This is a genomic window from Bradyrhizobium sp. USDA 4341 (genome assembly GCF_054063755.1).
This window is the reverse complement of sequence record NZ_JBSSGO010000002.1, coordinates 2627676-2649968: the sequence shown is the minus strand read 5'-3', so window position 1 is coordinate 2649968 and position 22293 is coordinate 2627676. Positions and strand designations below refer to the sequence as shown.

The following is a 22293-nucleotide window of genomic DNA, read 5'->3' as shown; positions in this document are numbered from 1 at the left end:
CATGGTCGAACCATGACCACGACAAAGCTCGATCTCACCGGCCTGAAATGCCCGCTGCCCGCGCTGAAGACGCGCAAGGCCCTCAAGAGCGTGACGGCGGGGGATTTCCTCGAAGTGCACTGCACCGATCCGCTTTCGGTGATCGATATCCCGGCGCTCATCCAGGAGACCGGCGACAAGGTCGAGATCACCGAACGAAGCGACGTCCGGATCGTTTTCCTGATCGAGAAGGCGAATGGAGCGATAGATAATTCAAATGCTGCAGCGCCGCGTACGCGCTAAATCCGGCTTGATATCTACCTTTTGCCAATCGACACCTATTTTCCATTCTGCGCGAATTGATAATCTCCGCCCGGTTGCGGAGATGGAGCTGTGCCCGGATCTGGGCCCATCGGCGCACGACGGCCGGCCTGCGTCCAGATCACCGGCTGCACGGCTGGGCATATCCGGTCGTATTGGGGGTTAGCATTTGCGGAATGCGCGTGGTTGGTCCCGGCGCATCGAGGAAATGTGCGGAGCAGTCGCCTGACGGTGGCCGCAAAGGGCTGAGACCGGGCTGAGACGGGATCGAAGACGCAGACGCGCCTGACAACGGCGGCTGCAGGGGAGGAGTCAATGACCACAGTGAGCAGCGCCGCACGCGTATCCGCGGCAGGTGCAGGTTTCCTCGACAAGGAACACACGATCGCGACCGCCGGCTTCAACCGCTGGCTGGTGCCACCGGCGGCGCTGTGCATCCACCTGTGCATCGGCATGGCCTATGGCTTCTCGGTGTTCTGGCTGCCGCTGTCGCGCGCGATCGGGCTGACCGCGCCGAAGGCGTGCCCCGATATCTCGCTGGTGCAGGAACTGTTCACGACGACCTGCGACTGGAAGGTCGCGAGCTTGGGGTGGATGTACACGCTGTTCTTCGTGGTGCTCGGCGTGTCGGCGGCGGTGTGGGGCGGCTGGCTCGAGAAGGTCGGGCCGCGCAAGGCCGGCTTCGTCGCGGCGCTGTGCTGGTGCGGCGGCCTCGTGCTCGGCGCCATCGGCATCATCACCCATCAGCTGTGGCTGATGTGGCTCGGCTCCGGCGTGATCGGCGGCGTCGGCCTCGGCCTTGGCTACATCTCGCCGGTGTCGACGCTGGTGAAATGGTTCCCGGATCGCCGCGGCATGGCGACCGGCATGGCCATCATGGGTTTTGGCGGCGGCGCGATGATCGGCGCGCCGCTCGCCGACAAGCTGATGAACTACTTCAAGACGCCGACCTCGGTCGGCGTCTGGGAGACCTTCCTCACCATGGGCGCGATCTATTTCGTGTTCATGATGATCGGCGCGTTCCGCTATCGCCTGCCGCCGTCCGGCTGGCAGCCGGACGGCTGGACGCCGCCGGCCAAATCCAACGCGATGATCTCGACCAAGAACGTTCACCTCGACAACGCGCACAAGACGCCGCAATTCTGGCTGATCTGGGGGGTGCTGTGCCTGAACGTGTCGGCGGGCATCGGCGTGATCGGCATGGCCTCGCCGATGCTGCAGGAGATCTTCGCCGGCAAGCTGATCGGGCTGCCCAGTGTCGGATTCAATGCGCTCGATGCGGCGCAGAAGGCGCAGATCGCGGCGATCGCCGCCGGCTTCGCCGGTCTGCTGTCGCTGTTCAACATCGGCGGCCGTTTCTTCTGGGCCTCGCTGTCGGACAAGATCGGCCGCAAGAACACTTATTACACGTTCTTCGTACTCGGCATCGTGCTCTATGCGCTGGCGCCGACCTTTGCCGCGATGGGCTCGAAGCTGTTGTTCGTGCTCGGCCTCGGCATCATCCTGTCGATGTATGGCGGCGGCTTCGCCACCGTGCCGGCCTATCTCGCCGACATGTTCGGCACCCAGTTCGTCGGCGCGATCCATGGCCGTCTGCTGACGGCGTGGTCGACCGCCGGCATCATCGGTCCCGTCGTGGTGAACTACCTTCGCGAATTCCAGCTCGCCGCCGGCGTGCCGCGCGACCAGCTCTACAACACCACGATGTACATCCTGTGCGGCATGCTGATCGCGGGCTTCATCTGCAACTATTTGATCAAGCCCGTCGATCCGAAGTGGCACATGAGCGACGCCGAGGTGGCCAAGCTGCAGGCCGCGACGGCGACCGGTGGCAACGGCGCGACCGGATCGTTCGGCATCGGCAAGGGCGGTCTGGATGGCAAGGCGGCGCTGTTCTGGCTGTTCGTCGGCATTCCGCTGGCCTGGGGCATCTACATGACGCTGCTTAGCGCGGTCAAAATCCTCTGATCGCGACCATCATCGCCGCGGGCCGCCGATTCCCGGCGCCCGCGGCATTCGCTCTATTCCTTGAACAGAAATCGGATTGGGGGATTTCAATGTTTCGCACCCGGATTTGCCTTGCCGCCGCGCTGCTCGCCCTGGGACTGCATGCCGCGTCGGCCCAGACCGCGGCGCCGACCGCGCCGGCACCGGCCGCCACCACCACGGCCAAGCCGTCGAAGATCAAGCTGACGATGGAGAAACTGAAGGCCATGAAGGAGCAGTGGCGCGCCAACAAGCCCAAGCTCAAGGCCTGCCGCAAAGAGGTGAAGCAGAAGGGACTGACCGGCGACGACCGCTGGTTCTATATCTCGGACTGCATGGCCAAGAGCTGAGCGCGACCGCTTCCAATGCGTTGAACTTGAGCGGAGAGAGTACGCCGCGCGGTACCCCTCTCCCTAACCCTCCCCCGCAAGGGGGGAGGGAACCCTTCCGCCGGTGACTCCCTTACGTTCGGGGCTGTGTTGGTCGTTAGCGCTGTGAGACGGTGAACGGCGAGAACAAACCAATCATTGTCGTCCATCCATTGATCCAATGGGACCATCTGCATGTGAGGTGAGCACGCTCGTCAGGCTCCCTCCCCCCTTGCGGGGGAGGGTTGGGGAGAGGGGTAAGCCCAGGGCGAGATGATTGATGCGAGGCGTGCCGCGGATCACTCCGCCGCGGCGGGGGTTGCCTTGGCGGGCTCCAGCGCCGCGGCGATCGCCTCGTCGACGCGTTCGAGCCAGATGAACTCGAGCTTGGCGCGGGCGCCGGCGGGGATGTCGTCGTAGTCGCGCTTGTTGCGCGCCGGCAGCATCACCCGGGTCAGGCCGGCGGCCGCGGCGGCGACCACCTTTTCCTTGATGCCGCCGACCGGCAGCACGAGGCCGCGCAGCGAGATCTCGCCGGTCATCGCGGTGTCGCTGCGCACGGTGCGATCGGTCAGGAGCGAGGTGAGGGCGGTGAACATCGCGACACCCGCGCTCGGGCCGTCCTTCGGCGTGGCGCCGGCGGGAACGTGGACGTGGATGTCGCTCTTCTCGAACACCACGGGGTCGATGCCGAGCTGGGAGGCGCGGCTCTTCACCAGCGTCAGCGCGGCCTGCACGCTCTCGCGCATCACGTCGCCGAGCTGGCCGGTGATCATCAGCGCGCCGCGGCCCGGCGTGCGCGAGGCCTCGATGAACAGGATGTCGCCGCCGACCGGGGTCCAGGCAAGCCCGGTGGCAACGCCGGGGATGCTGGTGCGCATCGCGATCTCGTTCTCGAACCTGGGCTGGCCGAGCAGCGAGACGATGTCCTTCGGGGCGATCGTGACATGGCTGGTGCTGCCATCGGCGATCTGCACTGCGACGTTGCGCAGCACCTTGCCGATCTCGCGCTCCAGATTGCGGACGCCGGCCTCGCGGGTGTAGCTCTTGATGATCAGCCGCAGCGCGTCCGGATCGATCTCGACCTGCTCGGCCTTGATCCCGTTGGCCTCGAGCTGGCGGCGCACCAGATAGCGCTTGGCGATCTCGAGCTTTTCGTCCTCGGTGTAGCCGGGGAGGCTGATCAGCTCCATGCGGTCGAGCAGCGGGCCGGGGACGCCGTCGAGCATGTTGGCGGTGGCGATGAAGACGACGCGCGAGAGGTCGAACGGCACGCCGAGGTAATTGTCGCGGAAGGTGCCGTTCTGCTCGGGGTCGAGCACTTCGAGCATCGCGGCCGACGGATCGCCCTGGATGCCGCGGCCCATCTTGTCGATTTCGTCCAGCATCATCACGCAATTGCGCGCGCCGGCCTTCTTGATCGCCTGGATGATGTTGCCGGGCAGCGCGCCGATATAGGTGCGGCGATGGCCGCGGATCTCGGCCTCGTCATGCACGCCGCCAAGGCTGACACGGACGAACGGCCGCGACATCGCGCGCGCGATCGATTGGCCGAGCGAGGTCTTGCCGACGCCGGGCGGTCCGAGGAAGCAGAGGATCGGCGCCTTGCCGCCGGGCGCGAGCTTGCGCACCGCGAGATATTCGATGATGCGGCTCTTGATCTTCTCCAGCCCATAATGGTCCTGGTCGAGGATCTTGCGCGCTTCCGCGATGTCGATCGGCTTCTCCTCTGGAAGGCTCCAGGGCAGGTCGATCAGCCAGTCGAGATAGCTGCGCACCATGCCGGACTCGGCCGCCGCCTCCGGCATCCGCTCGTAGCGGCGCAATTCCTTCTGCGCCTGGCTCTCGGCCTCCGGCGGCATCTTGGCTTCTGCAATCGCCTTGGTCAGCTCGGCAACCTCGGCGGCCTTGCCGTCGCCTTCGCCGAGCTGGCGCTGGATCGTCGCCATCTGCTCGCGTAGGATCGCCTCGCGCTGCCGCTCGTCGAACACGGCCCTGGTCTTCTGCCCGATCTCCTGGCTCAGCCTGAGCACCTCGATGCGCTCGGCGAGATGCCGCGAGACCTTGTCCATCCGCGCCACGAGGTCGACGGTTTCCAGGATGTCCTGCTTTTCCGCCGGCTTGATGTCCATGTAGGAGGTCGCAAGATCGGCGAGCGTGGCCGGCGACGTCGTGCCCTGCAGCGCGGCAATCAATTCGGGCGGCGTCTGCGGCAGCAATTGCGCGGCCTCCAGCGCCTGGCGCTGCAGATTAAGGAAGCGCGCCTCGATCTCGGGCGAGGTCGTGGTCGGCTCGGGGATCTGCAGCACGCGGGCGGCGAGGAACGGCGTGCCGGGCAGATAGTCGAGCACGCGCATGCGCTGCACGCCCTGGCAGACCAGATGGTGGCTGTCGTCGGCGCCGGTGATGTAGCGCACGATGTTGGCGACGGTGCCGACCCGGTAGAGCCCGTCGGGGCCGGGATCGTTGGTCTCGGGATCACGCTGCAGCAGGATGCCGATCGGCCGCTGCTCGCGCACCGCCTGCTGGGCGGCGGCAATCGAGGTCGCGCGCGCGATCGTGATCGGGATGATGACGTCCGGAAACAGCACGGTGTTGCGCACCGGGACGATGATCGTTGCGTCGCTCGGGATCGGCGCCGAGCTCGCCGGATTTGAGACGTCTGTTGCAGCCATGTCGAAATCCCTCAGCTCGATTTTCCGAGCCGCAGGCCGACGCAGCCATGCGCGGCAAAGCGGCTGATGGTGTAGCGGCCGGTCGGCAGCGCGATGCGGCGCTCGAACCGGCCCTGCGGCAGTTCGAGGCGCAGGATGCGGGCGTTGCGGAGCTCGGCGGGCAGGATGCGGCGGCCGGAGATCACCAGCGTGCCGCCGTCGAGCGCGGCCTCGACCTCGTCGGGATCAACCCCCGGCAGCGCGACCAGGATCAGGATTTCCTCCTCGGTCTCGATCACGTCCATCGGCGGTTCCCAGCTCGGCTCGCTGCCCTCCCCGCGCGGGTGCAAATTGAGGAAGCTCTGGTGCAACCGTTCGGCGCGGGCGAGCGCCTCGATCGCATCCGTCAGCATCCAGTTGGTCTGATCCTTGGGCCGCATGGGCACTCTCCACGTCGCATTGGGAGGCGACGTTACCGGTCTTGCCGCCGACGGTAAACCGGCTTCGGGCGGGGTCGTTCGAGGGAAAAATTGTCCAAATTGTTGACGATTTGCACATGGTCGCGCTGCGCCGTTGTGCTTTGCCCAGACCAGACTGGCTCGATGTTCGGATCGCCGCCTACAGCCAGCCGGAACGCCTGAATCGCCAGAACAGCCCGGCGCATGCGGCCAGCATCAGGCCCATCACGACGAAATAGCTGTACTCCCATTGCAGCTCCGGTATGTACTTGAAATTCATACCGTAGATACCGGCGACGGCGGTCGGCACCGCAACAATCGCCAGCCATGAGGCGAGCTTCTTGGAGATCGCCGTTTCCTGCGCCTGACCGACCAGCAGGCTTGCTTCAAACGCAAAGGCAAGCACCTCGCGCAGCGAGTCGATCCGTTCCTGGATGGTGCGGACGTGATCCGTGACGTCGCGGAACAGGGGCCGCATCGTGTCGCGCACCATCGGCAGATCGTCGCGTTCCAGCCTGCGGCAGACCTCCACGAGCGGTCCAATCGCGTTGCGCAGCCGCAGCAGGTCCCGCCTCAGCAGATAGAGCCGCTCGATCTGCGCCCGCGTCATTGCGCTCGCCAGCACCTCCGCCTCCATCGCCTCGACCTCGTCCTGGATCGTCTCGAGCACCGGCGAGTAGTTGTCGACGATGAAATCGAGGATGGCATAGAGGATGTAGTCCTCGCCCCGGGCAAGCGCGCGCGGGCAGCTCTCGCAGCGCTCCCTGACCCGCGTGTAGGACGTCGAGGCGCCGTGTCGGACCGAGACGATGTATCCCTCGCCGACGAACAGATGCGTCTCGCCGAATGCGATACTTTCGCCTTCGAGCTGCGCGGTGCGGGCCACGATGAACAGCGCATCGCCGTATTGCTCGATCTTCGGCCGCTGATGCGCGTGATCCGCATCTTCGATGGCGAGGTCGTGCAGCTGGAATTGCCGCTGCAAGCTGCTGAGTATTGCCATATCGGGTTCGTGCAGGCCGATCCACACGACGTGATCCGGCCTGTTGCGCCAGTCCGCTGCTTCATCGATCGCGATATTGGCAACGCGTCGTCCCTCGACGTAGACTCCTGCCGCGATGACGCCATCGGCGTGGACGGGCCCGGCGGTTGCGACAGTTGGCGATGCGAGGTTCATGATCTCCACCCTCGACGCGGTTATCGAATCCGCTTGACGACAATTCACGATCAAAAGGCTAGCACCGAATGGGCGCTGGTCAACACGCGCGGGTCCGTCCTGTTCCGACGGTCCGGGGGCGCCCCGTCACAGCAGGCGGCGCGGCCGGTCTTTATACGGCGCCTATGCCGCACCGCGGCGGGTCCTCTCGAATTCCTACGGCCTTCCCAGCATCTTCTGGGGTGACGCGGTGCGTTCGCGCGCCGCCTACCAGGAAGGTGGGACATGACCTTGCTCCATGTACACGATGCCCGGCCGCACGGTTCGGCCGGTGCCATGCCGGCGACGCTGCGGCGGACCATCCGGCGGATCGGTCTTGCGTTCAGGACTGTTCACCGCGCCATCGCGGCCGCCAAGATCCATCGGCTGCGCAATGAGCTGTTGCTGCATCGCGGCCACGAGGATTGGGCGCGCAGCCATCTCCATGTCGGCATGCTCGGCGGCGATGCCGAGAAATATCCCCGGGCGCCGGTCGTGCTCGGCGAGAAGTGGGATTACTGAGATGCGCGCCGCTTCATTCATCGCTGCCCTGCTGCGCCGCGCCGCGGAAGGCATGCTCAAATTCCTCGCCTGGATCGGCGAGGAGCCGATCAGCGGCTACCGGCCCGAGGCGCATTATATGCGCGGCCCGGGTCCGGCGTGGCGGGCCAAACATCACGGGCACTAGCAAACCGGATTACGTCGTTCCACCGCGCGGCGTCAGGTAATCGAGCAGGTTCATCGGGAGCGGGAAGACCACGGTCGATGAGCGTTCGCCGGCGATGTCATGCAACGCGGCGAAATAGCGGAGCTGCATCGCCTGCGGCTCCTGAGCGAGGATCCGGCCGGCCTCGACGAGCTTCTCGGCGGCCTGCTGCTCGCCCATGGCGTTGATCACCTTGGCTCGCCGCAACCGTTCCGCCTCGGCCTGCTTGGCGATCGCCCGCACCATGGTTTCGTTGAGATCGATATCCTTGATCTCGACCGCGGTGACCTTGATGCCCCAGACGTCGGTCTGCTTGTCGAGGGTTTCCTGGATATCGGCGTTCAATTTGTCGCGTTCCGCCAGCATCTCGTCGAGCTCGTGCTTGCCAAGCACCGAGCGCAGCGTGGTCTGGGCAAGCTGGCTGGTCGCAGCCATGTAGTCGCCGACCTTGATGATGGCGCGCTCGGGGTCGACGATGCGGAAGTAGAGGACGGCGTTGACCTTGACCGAGACGTTGTCGCGGGAAATCACGTCCTGCGGCGGCACCACCTGCACCATCACCCTGAGGTCGACCTTCACGATCTGCTGCACCACCGGAATCAGGATGATGAGCCCCGGTCCCTTCACTCCGGTGAAGCGGCCGAGCGTGAAGATGACACCGCGCTCGTATTCGCGCAGGACGCGCACGGCCTGGGTCAGGAAGATGATGACGAGCAGAACGACCGCCGCATAGGTGAAATAATCAAGCATCATGCTGTACCTCCTTCGCCGGCGGAAACCGGCGCACGCCGTACCACCAGCGTCAAATCGACGATGTTGGCCACCTCGACCGTCTCTCCCGCCTTGAATGTCTCGGTGCCGCGCGCCTGCCAGCGTTCACCATTGGTGAAGACGTGACCCGTGGTCTCGGACCAGTCGAGCACCTCGGCCGGTAGCCCGCGCATGGCTTGCGCACCTGTCCGGAGCGGACCGTTGCGCGCGCGGCGCAGCGCCCCGAGCACCACCAGAATGAGGCCTGCGAACATCGCCGCGACGATGCCGATGAGCGGCCATGACAGGTGGTATCCGGGCGCCTCGATCCGAAACAGCATGGCGGCTCCCAGCACAAAGGCGACGATGCCTCCGAGGCCGATCACGACGGTCGGGTTGAAGGCTTCGATCGCGAGCAGCGCCATCCCGACCAGCATCAAGGCGAAGCCTGCGTAGTTGATCGGCAGCATGTTCAGCGCGTAGAGCCCGAGCAGCAGGCAGATCGTGCCGACAACTCCGGGCGCCAGGGCACCTGGCGACATGAACTCGAAGATCAGGCCGTAGATGCCAACCATCAGGAGAACGAATGCGATGTTGGGGTCGGTGATCACAGCAAGCACGCGCGAGATCCAATTGGGATCGATGGCTTCGATCAAGGCATCCTTTGTCGCCAGCCGTTGTGTCTTGCCGCCGGCAAGCTCCACCGTCCGGCCGTCGACCTGTCTGAGCAGGTCGACCGGATCATGCGCGGTGAACTCGATGACATGGGCCTGCAGCGCGGCGTTGGCGGAGAGGGTGGCGGCGTCGCGGACCGCCTTCTCGGCCCAGTCGGCATTGCGGCCGCGCAGCTCGGCGAGGCTGCGGATGAAGGCAACGGCATCGTTCGTCATCTTCGCCGTCATGGTATCCTTGGTCGTGGACGGGTTGCCGCCGTCCTTCTGGTCCTTGCCGTCCTTGTCCGGGGTGCTGCCCGGCAGACCCGGCATCGGGCCGCCGATCTGCACCGGCGTCGCGGCGCCGATATTGGTGCCGGGCGCCATGGCTGCGAGATGGGTCGCATAGAGAATGTAGGTCCCGGCGCTCGCGGCATGGGCGCCGGAGGGCGCAACATAGCCGATGACGGGAACGGGCGAGGCCAGCACGTCGGTGATGATCTCGCGCATGCTGGTGCTGAGACCGCCCGGCGTATTCAGGCGCAGAATGACGATCTCGGCGTGCCGCTCGGCGGCCTTCGCCAGGCCGTCCCTGACGTAGCTGGCCGATGCCGGCCCGATCGCTCCATCGATTGAAATGGTCAGGGCAAGACGGTTGTTGTCCGCGGCCGTACCGGGACCAATGGAAACAACCAGAGCGACCAGGGCGATCGCCACAACGAGAGCCGCCTTGAAGGTCTGCACGGCAAGCACTCCCTTGCCGTGGATATGGGATGCCGTTCCGGAACCTCAATATGGCGCGGTGTCACGGACGTGGTGGGCTGACTCCATTGTGCGTTGCGATGGCCTGCGTTGTGGCACGCTCAGTGCGCGACGGCCAGATATTCGTCGGCGATTTCGGTCATCGCCTGCGCGATCTCGGCCTTCGCTGGTCCGTTGAGCTGAACGATCGGCAGCCGCGTCGCCGGCTGCATGAACCCCAGCAGCGCCAGTGCGAATTTCAGGGCGGCGGGGTGCTCGCGCTCCAGCAGCGTCGCGAGCGGCACCAGCCGCTGATGCAGCTCGCGCGCCTGATACAACCGGCCCTCACGCAGATGCCGGGCCACTGCCACGCACAAATCGGGCGCGACGTTCGAGACCGACGAGATGCAGCCATCACCGCCGGCGGCCATATAGGCGAGCGACATGGTGTCGTCGCCGGTTAGCATCCGGAATGTCGCTGGCAGGCGTGGACGCAGGCGCCTGAGGCGGGCGACATCGCTGCTGCCATCTCGGAGTCCAATGATGCGCGGGGTGTGCGCCAGCTCCAGCAGCGTCTCGTCCGCGAGGCCTTTCGCCGTCCGCGCGGGAATATCGTGCAGGATCACGGGCAGTGTCGTGGCCGCGGCGACGGCGCGGAAATGCGCCGCCATGCCCTGCGGCATCGGCTTGTTGTAATACGGCACGACCGACATGATGGCGTCGGCGCCGGCCGCTTCCGCCGCGCGCGTGAACGTGACGGCGCGATCCGTCGCGTTCGATCCGGCGCCGGCGATGATGCGGACCCGCTTGCGCGCGACACGGGCTGCGATGTGAACTAGCTGCGCGCGCTCCGCAGGCTGAAGCGTCGAGCTTTCACCCGCGGTCTCGCCGACCACTAGCGCCGTGGCGCCGGCCGCGATCTGACGCTCGCACAGCCGGCCGAACGCCTCGGTGTCGAGTTCGTCCCGGTGGTTGAAGGGGGTCGGAAGGTCGGGGATGAAGCCCGACAGCCATGCCGCCGAATCCGCCTTCGCAGCCGTTTTCAAAGTGACTTTCGCAGTCATGAGGTGAGTGGCTCAGGCCACGCGGATGGTGGGGAGGCTTGCGGTCTCGCCGCGCATATCGAGCTCGAGCTCGCGCGACAGCTCGACGATCATTTCGGGGTGCTGGCCGTTCTCGAACAGCGCGTATTTGACAGCCTGGGCGCGGTTGACGAACAGGCCGCCATAGAGGCCGCTTTGCTGCTGGGCGACCCACTGGCCGCGGTGATTGCGACCGATGAAGACAATGGTGGACACAGCGCTACACGAGGGAGGTTCGACGAGTTTCACGGTGATAGTCCTTCAGGTGGAAGTCACGCGTTCAATGTCTGTTTTGCCGGATATGAAATCGAGCGCGGAGGACGGCCGACTTCATAGGAGCGGCATAGGATTTGAGGGGCGGGCCTAGATGTGCTGGACGATGCCGGTGCCGAGCGCGCACAGCGCGACATAGGCGGTCATCTCGTCCCAGTGATTGAGGTTTGCCGCGAACGGCATCTCGCGCTTGACGAGGCCAGCGAGCGCGCAGATCAGCGCCGACATCCAGAGCAGCGTGACGAGGCCCCTGCCGAAGCCTGCGCCGGCGAAGACGGCAAAGCCGATCATGATGGCAAGCCGGAAACCGAACCGGACCATGACCTGGACCGACTGCAGCTGCTGCGGCAGTTGTTTTGCGTTCACGACGGCGCCGCCATCAGCCGATATTGTCGACGAGCATCGGCTCGTAGAGCGAGCTGATGCCGCGACGGACGGTGGGCACCCTGGTGCGGTTCTCGGGCGCCACGATCCGCTGCGCCTCGACGAAGGCGCTGAGGATCGCGAGCGCGAGATCCGCATGGTGGGCCTCGATCGATTGGTCGAGCCAGTCGGGCAGCTCGCGTTCGCGCGACAATGCGCAGTACCACTCGCCTTCGTCATAGACCAGGCGGCGGATCTGCCATTGCGGCAGCTCGAGATCGAGCAGCGCGATCGCGGCGTCGGTCCATGCGCTGGACCGGATCAGGTGCTCGATACGGGAGGTCTTGCCGCTCTGTCCGGCCGAGGGAAAGCGCCGGCAGGTCTGGCTGATGATGTCGGCCATGAACTCGGCGGTGACAGTATAGGCATCGCGCAGTCGGTCGCCGAGGTCGGCGGAGGTGTTTTGGGATAGCACGGACATAACGTCATCTCGTCTTGCGCGCGGCTCAAGGTATTGGCCGCACGCCCAAAATGGCCGGATAGCCATTGGAAAACGAGATGAGGCGAGGGGCGGAGATATAGGGATTCCATAAAGATTATGCGTCGTCCCGGCGAAGGCCGGGACCCATAGCCACAGGGCCGAGTTTTGCGATGGCTGGGGCCCCAGCGCGCCGCCACAACTGAATTCGGTGGTTATGGGTCCCGGCCTTCGCCGGGACGACAGCTGAGAGTGTTGGCGGCACTGAGGCCTTTATAGGATTCCTATAACGTCCTTATGCGTCACATCTCGAAAACCTATGCCCCGGATGGCACCTCACGGTCATCCGGCGCGGAGCGCTTATACGGTCGTCCCGCGCCCCTCGGATGCATAGGAGTCTCTCATGATGGACATTCTCATGGCGGCGCTCGCGATCGGCTTCTTCGCGGCCGGCATCGGCTACGCCTACGCCTGCGAACGGCTTTAAGGGAGGCGGCGATGATCTTCGATTACTCGCTCGCCGGCCTCGTCTCGCTTGGCCTGCTGTTCTACCTCACCTACGCATTGCTGCGGCCCGAACGCTTCTAGGCGGCCCGCGATGTCAGCGCTTTGCACAATTCTGTTGGCCGACGCGGTGCTGACCGGGCTGTTGCTCGGCATGTTCGCGTCGCTGCTGCGCTTCGCACCCATTCGAAAGGTTTGACGCAATGACCGTCATCGGTTGGATTCAAATTATTCTGTTCTGCGCGATCGTGGTCGCGCTGGTCAAACCGCTCGGCTGGTACATGACCCGCGTGTTCAACGGCGAGCGCACCTTCCTCTCGCCCGTGCTGCGCCCGGTCGAGCGCGGCATCTACTGGGTCGGCGGCGTCGACGAGCGGCGCGAGCAGCACTGGCTGACCTATACGGTCGCCATGCTGCTGTTCCATGTCGGCGGCTTCGCCCTCATTTACGGCCTGATGCGGCTGCAGGCGGTGCTGCCGTTCAACCCGGCCGGCCAGACGGCGGTTGCGGAGGATCTCTCCTTCAACACCGCGATCTCCTTCATCACCAACACCAACTGGCAGAACTACGGCGGCGAGAGCACGCTGTCCTATCTGGTCCAGATGCTCGGCTTGACCCACCAGAACTTCCTGTCGGCGGCGACCGGCATCGCGCTGGCGATGGCGCTGATCCGCGGCTTCACCCGTTCGTCGATGCGCACGGTCGGCAATTTCTGGGTCGACGTCACGCGCTGCACGCTTTACGTGCTGCTGCCGATCTGCATCGTCTATGCGCTGTTCCTGGTCTGGCAGGGCATGCCGCAGACGCTCGGCGCCTATGTCGACGCCACCACGCTGGAGGGCGGCAAGCAGACCATCGCGCTCGGGCCGGTGGCCTCGCAGGTTGCGATCAAGATGCTCGGCACCAATGGCGGCGGCTTCTTCAACGCCAACGCTGCGCATCCGTTCGAGAATCCGACCGCGCTGTCGAACCTGGTGCAGATGATCTCGATCTTCGCGCTCGGCGCTGCGCTGACCAACGTGTTCGGCCGTATGGTCGGCAACGAGCGCCAGGGCTGGGCGATCCTGGCCGTGATGGGCATCCTGTTCGTCGCCGGCGTCACCGTCACCTACTGGGCGGAGGCCAACGGCACCTCGGCGCTGCAGGCATTGGGTCTCACCGGTGGCAACATGGAGGGCAAGGAGGTCCGCTTCGGCATCGTCGCGTCCTCGCTGTTCGCCGTCGTCACCACCGCGGCGTCCTGCGGCGCGGTCAACGCCATGCATGACAGCTTCACCGCGCTCGGCGGCATGATCCCGCTGATCAACATGCAGCTCGGCGAAGTCATCATCGGCGGTGTCGGCGCCGGCTTCTACGGCATGCTGCTGTTCGTCGTGCTGGCGATCTTCGTTGCCGGCCTGATGGTCGGCCGCACGCCGGAATATGTCGGCAAGAAGATCGAGGCGCGCGAGGTCAAGATGGCGATGCTCGCGATCCTGGTGCTGCCGCTGATGTATCTCGGCTGGACCGCCGTCGGCGTGGTGCTGCCGTCGGCGGTGGCCTCGATGGCCAATGCCGGCCCGCACGGCTTCACCGAGGTGCTTTATGCCTACACGTCCTCGACCGGCAATAACGGCTCGGCCTTCGCGGGCCTCACCGGCAACACCCTGTTCTACAATCTGACGCTGGCTTCGGCGATGTTCGTCGGCCGGTTCTTCATGATCGTGCCGGCGATGGCGATCGCGGGATCGCTGGTCGAGAAGAAGTCGATCCCGGCCTCGGCGGGTACCTTCCCGACCACCGGCGGGCTGTTCGTCGGCCTCGTCATCGGCGTGATCCTGATCATCGGCGGCCTGACCTTCTTCCCGGCGCTGGCGCTCGGGCCGATCGTCGAGCACCTCGCCATGAACGCCAACACCCTGTTCTGATCGAATACGTCCGGAGTGACATCCATGGAAACCATGAAACTGCAAAAGCAGGTGACGGCGTCGACCATGCTCGACCCGAAAATCCTGGTGCCGGCGATCTGGTCGGCTTTCGTCAAGCTCGATCCACGGCTGATGATGAAGAACCCCGTGATGTTCGTGGTGGAGGTGGTGGCCGCATTGACCACAATCATCTTCGTGCGCGATCTCGTCACCGGCGGCGCCAACCTCGGCTTCACCTTCCAGATCATCCTCTGGCTCTGGTTCACGGTGCTGTTCGCCAATTTCGCCGAAGCCGTCGCCGAGGGCCGCGGCAAGGCGCAGGCGGAGTCGCTGAAGAAGACTCGCACCGAGAGCCAGGCCAAGCTGCTCGCCGGAACGGATCGCACCTATCGCATGGTGCCCGGCACCTCGCTGAAGGTCGGCGATATCGTCTTGGTCGAGGCCGGCGACAACATCCCGTCCGACGGCGAGGTGATCGAAGGCGTGGCCTCGGTCAACGAAGCCGCCATCACCGGTGAATCCGCACCGGTCATTCGCGAGTCCGGCGGCGACCGCTCGGCCGTCACCGGAGGCACCCAGGTGCTGTCGGACTGGATCCGCGTCCGCATCACCGCGGCGCAGGGCTCGACCTTCATCGACCGCATGATCAGGCTGGTGGAGGGTGCCGAGCGGCAGAAGACGCCGAACGAGATCGCGCTCAACATCCTGCTCGCGGGCCTCACCATCATCTTCGTGTTCGCGACGGTGACCATCCCGAGCTATGCGGCCTATGCCGGCGGCTCGATCTCGGTCGTGGTGCTGGTGGCGCTGTTCGTCACGCTGATCCCGACCACGATCGGCGCGCTGTTGTCGGCGATCGGCATCGCCGGCATGGACCGCCTGGTGCGCTTCAACGTGCTGGCGATGTCCGGCCGCGCGGTGGAAGCCGCCGGCGACGTCGACACGCTGCTGCTGGACAAGACCGGCACCATCACGCTCGGCAACCGCCAGGCAACCGCGTTCCGTCCGATCCGTGGCGTCTCCGAGCAGGACCTCGCCGACGCGGCGCAGCTCGCCTCGCTCGCTGACGAGACGCCGGAGGGCCGCTCGATCGTGGTGCTCGCCAAGGAGAAATACGGCATCCGCGGCCGCGACATGCACGAGCTTGCCGCGACCTTCGTGCCGTTCACCGCGCAGACCCGCATGAGCGGCATCGATGCCGGTACCTCGTCGGTCCGCAAGGGCGCGGTCGATGCCATCCTCGCCTATGTGGACGGTGGCTCGCCCCGCACCGTCGCCTCGGGCAACACCGTCCGTGCGGTAGCGGCGACGATGAGCGCGGAAGCGCGCGAGATCCAGTCGATTGCCGACGAGATCGCCAAGGCCGGCGGCACGCCGCTGGCGGTCGCCAAGGACGGCAAGCTGCTCGGCGTCGTGCACCTCAAGGACATCGTCAAGGGCGGCATCCGCGAGCGCTTTGCCGAATTGCGCCGCATGGGCATCCGCACCGTGATGATCACCGGCGACAATCCGATGACCGCGGCCGCGATCGCAGCCGAAGCCGGTGTCGACGACTTCCTGGCGCAGGCAACGCCCGAGGACAAGCTGAAGCTGATCCGCGACGAGCAGTCCAAAGGCAAGCTGGTCGCGATGTGCGGCGACGGCACCAACGACGCGCCGGCGCTTGCGCAGGCCGATGTCGGCGTCGCCATGAACACCGGCACACAGGCGGCCCGCGAGGCCGGCAACATGGTCGACCTCGACTCCAACCCGACCAAGCTGATCGAGGTGGTCGAGATCGGCAAGCAGCTCTTGATGACCCGCGGCGCGCTGACCACGTTCTCGATCGCCAACGACGTCGCAAAATACTTTGCGATCATCCCGGCGATGTTCCTCGCGTTCTATCCGCAGCTTCAGGTGCTGAACATCATGCACCTGGCGAGCCCGCAAAGCGCGATCCTGTCGGCGATCATCTTCAACGCGCTGATCATCATCGCGCTGATTCCCTTGGCGCTGAAGGGCGTCAAGTATCGCGCGGTCGGTGCCGGCGCGCTGCTCAGCCGCAACCTGATGATCTACGGTCTCGGCGGCATCATCATCCCGTTCATCGGCATCAAGGCGATCGACCTCATCGTCGCCGCCCTGGGCCTGGCTTAACCACAACCGTCATTGCGAGGAGCGAAGCGACGAAGCAATCCATCGATCCCCGTGCTGAACCGTGGATTGCTTCGCTTCGCTCGCAATGACGAAGCAGACTGAGGAGACCGACAATGCTTAGAGAAATCCGCCCCGCCATCCTCGTGCTGGTCCTGCTGACCGCGATCACGGGCCTTGCCTATCCGCTCGCCATGACGGCGATCGCCGGCGTCATCTTTCCGAAGCAGGCGCAAGGCAGCCTGATCGAGAGGAACGGCAAGGTGATCGGCTCCGCCCTGATCGGGCAGGAGTTCAAGGAGGATAAATACTTCCACGGCCGGCCGTCGGCGACGGTCGCGCCCGATCCGAACGATTCCACGAAGACCGTGCCGGCGCCCTACAACGCGGCCAATTCCGGCGGCTCCAACCTCGGCCCGACCAGCAAGGCGCTGAACGACCGGGTCAAGGAGGATGTCGAGAAGCTGAAGGCGGAGAATCCGACTGCCAGCGTGCCGGTCGATCTCGTCACCACCTCGGCCAGCGGCCTCGATCCCGACATCTCGCCGGACGCCGCGCTGTTCCAGGTGCCGCGGGTTGCCAAGGCGCGCAGCATGTCCGAGGACGCGGTGCGCGAGCTGGTGACGCAGAACACGCAGGGCCGCTTCGCCGGCATTGTCGGTGAGCCCCGCGTTAACGTTCTTGCGCTCAACCTGGCGCTCGACGCGGCAAAGGCGAAATAGGGGAGTAGGCCCGCTCTCGCAGGATGACTATATTGCGGTATGGCCAATCAGCGTGACCCCAACAAACGACCCTCGCCGGATGCGCTGCTGGAGGCGGCGCGCCGGGAGACCGATCGATCGGGGCGGCTGAAGATCTTCATCGGCGCCGCCCCCGGCGTCGGCAAGACCTACGAGATGCTCTCGAGCGCCCACGCCCGCCTCAAGGCGGGCGTCGACGTCGTGGTCGGCGTCGTCGAAACCCACGGACGGGTGGAGACCGAGGCGCTGCTGAGGGGTCTCGAGGTGATACCGCGGAAGCGGCTGGCCTATCGCGACCAGATACTCGAGGAGATGGACCTCGACGCCCTGATCGCGCGGCGGCCGCAGCTCGCGCTGGTCGACGAGCTCGCCCACACCAACGCGCCGGGCAGCCGGCACCCCAAGCGCTATCTCGATGTCGAGGAGTTGCTGTCGCACGGCATCGACGTCTACACCGCGATCAACATCCAGCACATCGAGAGTCTCAACGATGTCGTCGCGCAGATCACCCATGTGCGGGTGCGCGAGACCGTCCCCGACTCGGTGGTCGATCGGGCCGATGCCATCGAGCTGATCGACCTCACGCCCGACGACCTGATCCAGCGGCTGAAGGAGGGCAAGGTCTATGTGCCCAAGCAGGCCGAGCGGGCGCTGGAGCACTATTTCTCGCCGGGCAATCTCACCGCGCTGCGCGAGCTGGCGTTGCGCCGTACCGCCGAGCGGGTCGACGAGCAATTGCTCACCCACATGCAGGCCAATGCCATCCAGGGGCCTTGGGCGGCGGGCGAACGCATCCTGGTCTGCCTGAGCGAGGATCCGCGCGCGGCCGGGCTCGTGCGCTATACCAAGCGCCTGGCCGACCGGCTGCATGCGCAATGGACCGCCGTCAGCATCGAGACGCGGCGCAGCCTGCAACTGAACGACGAGCAGCGCGACCGGCTTTCTGACACCATGCGGCTCGCGGAATCGCTCGGCGGCGAGGCGCTGACCCTTCCCGGCGTCGGCCGCCGCATCGCCGATGACGTCATCAATTTCGCCCAGGCCAACAACGTCACCCAGATCATCATTGGCAAATCGACGCGCTCGCGCTGGTTCGAGCTGACGCACGGCTCGGTGGTGCACGATCTGGTGCGCCGCGCCGGGAATATCAGCGTCAACGTGATCGCCGGCGACGAGCTGCCGGTCGGCAAGGCGGCGGTGCAGACCGCGCAGCGGCAGGAGCCGTTCAATCCGCAGCCCTATCTGATGGCGCTGCTGCTGACGGCCATCGGGCTCGGCGCGGCCAAGCTGATCCAGCCGTTCTTCGGCATCGAGAATGTCGACCTCGTGTTCATCACCGCGGTGGTCGGCGCGGCGGCGCGCTACGGCCTGTGGCCGTCGCTGCTGGCCAGCGTCGCGGCCTCGCTGTGCTACAATTTCTTCTTCCTGCCGCCGGTCTATACCTTCACCATCACCGACCCGACCAATGTCGCGGCGTTCTTCTTCTTCATGCTGATCGCGCTGCTGGTCTCCAACGTCGCGGCGCGGGTGCGCGTGCAGGCCGACACTGCGATCGGCCGCGTCCGCACCACCGAGTCGCTCTATGCGTTCAGCCGCAAGCTCGCCGGCACCGCCACGCTCGACGACGTGCTGTGGGCGACCGCCTACCAGATCGCGCTGATGCTGAAGGTGCGCGTGGTCCTGCTGCTGCCGGAGGGCGGGATGCTGACCGTCAAGAGCGGTTATCCGCCGGAGGACCAGCTCGACCAGGCCGATCTCGCCGCCGCCAACTGGGCCTGGGGCAACGATCGCCCGGCCGGCCGCGGCTCCGACACGCTGCCGGGCGGCAAGCGATTGTTCCTGCCGATGCGCACCGGCCGCGGCCCGATCGGCGTGATCGGCATCGACGACGACCGCACCGGGCCGCTGTTGACACCGGACCAGCGCCGGCTGCTCGATGCGCTGGTCGACCAGGGCGCGCTGGCGATCGAGCGCGTGCTGCTGGTCGAGGACATGGATCGCGTCAAGCGCACGGTCGAATCCGATCGGCTGCGCGGCGCGCTCTTGACCTCGATCTCGCACGACCTGAAGACGCCGCTGGCCTCGGTGCTCGGCTCCGCCTCGGCGCTGCGCGATCTCGGTACCAGCCTGAGCGATGCCCAGAAGCACGATCTGCTCGCCACCGTGATCGATGAATCCGAGCGGCTCAATCGTTTCATCGCCAATCTGCTCGACATGACCAAGCTGGAATCCGGCGCGATCGTGCCGAATACCGCGCGGCACGATGTCGGCGAGATCGTCGGCAGCGCGCTGCGCCGCGCCGCCAAGATCCTGGTGCATCACCGGGTGTCGCTCGAGCTCGCCGCCGACCTGCCGATGCTGGAGCTCGACGCCGTGCTGTTCGAGCAGGTGCTGTTCAATCTGCTCGACAACGCCGCCAAATACGCCCCCTCGGACACCACGATCTCGATCCGCGGCGCGCGCGACCGCGACACCATCGCGCTGCAGATCCTCGACGAGGGCAACGGCATTCCGGCCGCGGAGCTCGATAGCGTGTTCGACAAATTCTATCGCGCCGAGAAGGGCGACCATGTCCGCCCCGGCACCGGCCTCGGCCTTGCGATCTCGCGCGGCTTCGTCGAGGCGATGCGCGGCAGCATCGCGGCGGCCAACCGCTCCGACCGGAGCGGCGCCATCATCACCATCCGCCTGCCGATCCCGGCCGACACCAACGCGCTGGACACTGCTGCATGAATGCGACGCCGATCAAGGTCCTGGTCATCGACGACGAACCGCCGATCCGCAAGCTCTTACGGATGGGGCTAAGTACGCAGGGCTACGACATCCTCGAGGCCTCCAACGGCAGAAACGCGCTGGAGATGCTGGGCGAGGGGCCGGCACTGATCATCCTCGATCTCGGATTGCCCGACATCCAGGGCCACGACCTCTTGCGCATGATCCGCGGCCGCAACGAGAGCGTGCCGATTGTGGTGCTGTCGAGCCGCGGCGACGAGGCCGGCAAGGTGCAGGCGCTCGATCTCGGCGCCGACGATTATCTGACCAAGCCGTTTGGCATGGACGAATTGCTGGCGCGGCTGCGCGCGGCGCTGCGCCACCAGCTGCAGGTGCAGGGCGAGCGGCCGGTGTTCCGCTCCGGTGATCTCTCGGTCGATCTGGTGCGCCGGATCGTCAAGGTCGGCGACAGGGAGATCAAGCTGTCACCGAAGGAGTATGATCTCCTGCGCGTGCTGGTGCAGCATGCCGGCAAGGTGCTGACCCACCGCTTCCTCTTGAAGGAATTGTGGGACGAATTGACCGACGCGCAATATCTGCGCGTTTATGTGCGCCAGCTCCGCCAGAAGATCGAGGCAGACCCCGAGCGTCCGCAATTCGTGCTGACCGAGACCGGCATAGGCTATCGGCTGCGCGCGGCGGATTAGCATGTAGCCCGGATGAGCGAAGCGATATCCGGGGCATCTCCCGCATGTCGCTGTGCTCATGCGGGCTACGTACTGCGCGCCGCAGATTGACCTGTCATGCCCCGCTTCAAGCGGGGCATCCAGTACGCCGCGGCTTCTCCGCTCAACCACTGGCGTCTCTGGAATACTGGGTCGCCCGGTGGAGCCGGGCGACGACATGGTCGGAACTTTCATCCCGATCGAGGCTTGTTTTCCGTTAGCGGGAGAGATGCCATGGCAAGAAAATACTCGCGGAAGGCATCAAGCGATGTCGAGCGTGTGATGAAGAAGCGCAAGGCCGGCACGCTGCGCAGCGGCCGCTCCAAGAAGAAGGTGAAGAGCCGCAAGCAGGCGATCGCGATCGGTCTGTCCGAGGCGCGCGCCAAGGGACGGAAGGTGCCGAAGAAGGCGTCCAAGAAGACGGCGAAGACGCGCAAGACGTCGAAGAAGCGGAAGAGCTCGAAGAAGAAGTAGGACGCCAAACGTATCCTGTCGTCATTGCGAGCGAAGCGAAGCAATCCATCTGTCCACGTCTGCGGAAAGATGGATTGCTTCGTCGCTTCGCTCCTCGCAATGACGCGGAGAGGTCTCACCCCGCCTTCCGCGACCGCGCACTCGACCGGTGTGCCTTCTTGGTAGGACGGCGGTGCGAGGCCGGGCGCCGCGCGGTGGCGCCGGATCGCCGCGCGCCGCTCTTTCCGCTCTTCAGGCTCTGCTTCAGCGCGTCCATCAGGTTCACCACATTGCTCGGCTTCTCCTCGCGCGCGGCGGCCTTGATCGGCTTGCCGGCAGCCTTGCGGCGGACCAGCGCCTTCAGCGCGGTCTCGTACTCGTCCCTGAATTTCGACGGATCGAAATGCGCGGCCTTGCTGTCGAGGATGTGGCCGGCGAGCTCGACCATGTCCTTGGTCACCTTCGGGCTCTTGATGTCGTCGAAATAGTCGCCGGCATCGCGCACCTCGTAAGGATAGCGCAGGGTGGTGCCAAGCATGCCCTTGTCGAGCGGTTCGATCGCGATCACGTGCTCGCGGTTGGTCAGCACGATCCGTGCCAGCGCGACGCGGTCCTGGTCCTTCATGGCGTCGCGGATGACCGCGAACGCGTCGACGCCGGCCTTGCCGTCGGGCCTGATGTAATAGGGCTGGTCGAGATAGCGCTTGTCGATCTCGTCCTCGGGCACAAAGCTGTCGATGTCGATGGTGTGGTTGCTTTCGATCTGGACCGCCTCGAGCTCGTCCTTCTCGATCTCGACATATTTGCCTTTGGTGACCTCGTAGCCGCGGCCCTTCTGGTCGCCCTCGACGACGTCGCCGTTTTCGGTATCGACCATCTGCTGCTTCAGCCGGTTGCCGGTCTCCCGGTTGATCATGTGGAAGCGGGTCTTCTCGACCGTGGTCGAGGCCGGGTAAAGCGCCACGGGGCACGACACCAGCGAGAGTTTGAGCGTGCCTTTCCAATAGGCGCGGGGAGCGGCCATGATCGTCTCCAAACAGCTTGAGTTTGGAACTTGAACGGATACCGTAGGTTTTGGTTCCTGATGGCCGCACGGAGGCGGCGGCCGCCGA

22 protein-coding genes are annotated in these 22293 nt (G+C 65.4%); 12 read left to right on the top strand and 10 right to left on the bottom strand.

The features are described 5' to 3' along the window. The first annotated feature begins 12 nt into the window (after positions 1-12). The 3 genes from ACVIGB_RS18555 to ACVIGB_RS18545 all read left to right on the top strand — a co-directional run bounded on the left by ACVIGB_RS18555 (position 13) and on the right by ACVIGB_RS18545 (position 2636). The gene (locus tag ACVIGB_RS18555) at positions 13-282 is read left to right on the top strand and encodes a sulfurtransferase TusA family protein (protein ID WP_456721552.1); all 270 of its coding nucleotides are present in this window, start codon (positions 13-15) and stop codon (positions 280-282) included. A 333-nt stretch (positions 283-615) separates the two neighbouring features. Then, entirely contained in the window at positions 616-2268 is a 1653-nt protein-coding gene (locus ACVIGB_RS18550) for an OFA family MFS transporter (RefSeq protein WP_456721553.1), read from the top strand. 89 nt (positions 2269-2357) lie between these two features. After that, the gene (locus ACVIGB_RS18545; RefSeq protein ID WP_092116219.1) at positions 2358-2636 is read left to right on the top strand and encodes a hypothetical protein; all 279 of its coding nucleotides are present in this window, start codon (positions 2358-2360) and stop codon (positions 2634-2636) included. A 317-nt stretch (positions 2637-2953) separates the two neighbouring features. Here the strand turns inward: ACVIGB_RS18545 and lon are convergent, their stop codons facing one another. The 3 genes from lon to corA all read right to left on the bottom strand — a co-directional run bounded on the left by lon (position 2954) and on the right by corA (position 6943). Continuing rightward, entirely contained in the window at positions 2954-5329 is a 2376-nt protein-coding gene (gene lon / locus ACVIGB_RS18540) for an endopeptidase La (protein ID WP_456721554.1), read from the bottom strand. 11 nt (positions 5330-5340) lie between these two features. Next, positions 5341-5748, bottom strand: coding sequence for an Hsp20/alpha crystallin family protein (locus tag ACVIGB_RS18535; protein ID WP_092116215.1), 408 nt, complete (start codon positions 5746-5748; stop codon positions 5341-5343). Positions 5749-5926: 178 nt separating this feature from the next. Further along, positions 5927-6943 (bottom strand): magnesium/cobalt transporter CorA, encoded by a 1017-nt coding sequence (gene corA / locus ACVIGB_RS18530; protein ID WP_456721555.1) that lies wholly within the window; start codon positions 6941-6943, stop codon positions 5927-5929. A 264-nt stretch (positions 6944-7207) separates the two neighbouring features. Between corA and ACVIGB_RS18525 the strand changes: the two genes are divergently transcribed. Beyond that, positions 7208-7483, top strand: coding sequence for a hypothetical protein (locus ACVIGB_RS18525; RefSeq protein WP_092116213.1), 276 nt, complete (start codon positions 7208-7210; stop codon positions 7481-7483). Position 7484: 1 nt separating this feature from the next. Next, entirely contained in the window at positions 7485-7649 is a 165-nt protein-coding gene (locus ACVIGB_RS18520) for a hypothetical protein (protein ID WP_171947520.1), read from the top strand. A 9-nt stretch (positions 7650-7658) separates the two neighbouring features. On the opposite strand, the gene ACVIGB_RS18515 is transcribed toward ACVIGB_RS18520, so the two are convergent. The 6 genes from ACVIGB_RS18515 to ACVIGB_RS18490 all read right to left on the bottom strand — a co-directional run bounded on the left by ACVIGB_RS18515 (position 7659) and on the right by ACVIGB_RS18490 (position 12010). Further along, on the bottom strand, positions 7659-8420 hold the full coding sequence (locus tag ACVIGB_RS18515) for a slipin family protein (RefSeq protein WP_092116211.1): 762 nt from the start codon (positions 8418-8420) through the stop codon (positions 7659-7661). After that, positions 8417-9814 (bottom strand): NfeD family protein, encoded by a 1398-nt coding sequence (locus tag ACVIGB_RS18510; protein ID WP_456721556.1) that lies wholly within the window; start codon positions 9812-9814, stop codon positions 8417-8419. Before ACVIGB_RS18510 ends, ACVIGB_RS18515 begins: the two co-directional genes overlap by 4 nt. A gap of 119 nt (positions 9815-9933) precedes the next feature. Next, positions 9934-10875, bottom strand: coding sequence for a 4-hydroxy-tetrahydrodipicolinate synthase (gene dapA, locus ACVIGB_RS18505; RefSeq protein WP_456721557.1), 942 nt, complete (start codon positions 10873-10875; stop codon positions 9934-9936). A 12-nt stretch (positions 10876-10887) separates the two neighbouring features. Further along, positions 10888-11142, bottom strand: coding sequence for a hypothetical protein (locus ACVIGB_RS18500; RefSeq protein ID WP_456721558.1), 255 nt, complete (start codon positions 11140-11142; stop codon positions 10888-10890). A gap of 114 nt (positions 11143-11256) precedes the next feature. Beyond that, positions 11257-11532: a hypothetical protein gene (locus tag ACVIGB_RS18495; RefSeq protein WP_092116205.1), complete on the bottom strand. Its 276-nt coding sequence runs from the start codon at positions 11530-11532 to the stop codon at positions 11257-11259. Positions 11533-11545: 13 nt separating this feature from the next. Beyond that, the gene (locus ACVIGB_RS18490; RefSeq protein WP_456721559.1) at positions 11546-12010 is read right to left on the bottom strand and encodes a hypothetical protein; all 465 of its coding nucleotides are present in this window, start codon (positions 12008-12010) and stop codon (positions 11546-11548) included. 495 nt (positions 12011-12505) lie between these two features. On the opposite strand from ACVIGB_RS18490, the gene ACVIGB_RS18485 reads away from it, so the two are divergent. The 7 genes from ACVIGB_RS18485 (at position 12506) to ACVIGB_RS18455 (ending at position 21202) form a co-directional block, all read left to right on the top strand. Continuing rightward, entirely contained in the window at positions 12506-12595 is a 90-nt protein-coding gene (locus ACVIGB_RS18485) for a K(+)-transporting ATPase subunit F (RefSeq protein ID WP_016846764.1), read from the top strand. Between the two features lie 119 nt (positions 12596-12714). Next, the gene (gene kdpA, locus ACVIGB_RS18480; RefSeq protein WP_092116200.1) at positions 12715-14418 is read left to right on the top strand and encodes a potassium-transporting ATPase subunit KdpA; all 1704 of its coding nucleotides are present in this window, start codon (positions 12715-12717) and stop codon (positions 14416-14418) included. 24 nt (positions 14419-14442) lie between these two features. Further along, the gene (kdpB, locus tag ACVIGB_RS18475) at positions 14443-16554 is read left to right on the top strand and encodes a potassium-transporting ATPase subunit KdpB (protein ID WP_456749178.1); all 2112 of its coding nucleotides are present in this window, start codon (positions 14443-14445) and stop codon (positions 16552-16554) included. Between the two features lie 113 nt (positions 16555-16667). After that, positions 16668-17273 carry a K(+)-transporting ATPase subunit C gene (locus ACVIGB_RS18470; RefSeq protein WP_092116196.1) on the top strand — a complete coding sequence of 202 codons (606 nt, stop codon included), beginning with the start codon at positions 16668-16670 and terminating at the stop codon, positions 17271-17273. A 39-nt stretch (positions 17274-17312) separates the two neighbouring features. Then, on the top strand, positions 17313-20024 hold the full coding sequence (locus ACVIGB_RS18465; protein WP_456721560.1) for a DUF4118 domain-containing protein: 2712 nt from the start codon (positions 17313-17315) through the stop codon (positions 20022-20024). After that, complete coding sequence (locus ACVIGB_RS18460) at positions 20021-20710, top strand: response regulator (protein WP_092116192.1); 690 nt, start codon at positions 20021-20023, stop codon at positions 20708-20710. The genes ACVIGB_RS18465 and ACVIGB_RS18460 overlap by 4 nt, the downstream gene beginning before the upstream one ends. A gap of 252 nt (positions 20711-20962) precedes the next feature. After that, complete coding sequence (locus ACVIGB_RS18455; protein ID WP_456721561.1) at positions 20963-21202, top strand: DUF6496 domain-containing protein; 240 nt, start codon at positions 20963-20965, stop codon at positions 21200-21202. Positions 21203-21317: 115 nt separating this feature from the next. Here ACVIGB_RS18455 and ku read toward each other — a convergent pair whose 3' ends face one another. Then, a complete protein-coding gene (gene ku / locus ACVIGB_RS18450) occupies positions 21318-22205 on the bottom strand; it encodes a non-homologous end joining protein Ku (RefSeq protein ID WP_456721562.1) in 888 nt (295 codons plus the stop codon). Between the last annotated feature and the right edge of the window lie 88 nt (positions 22206-22293).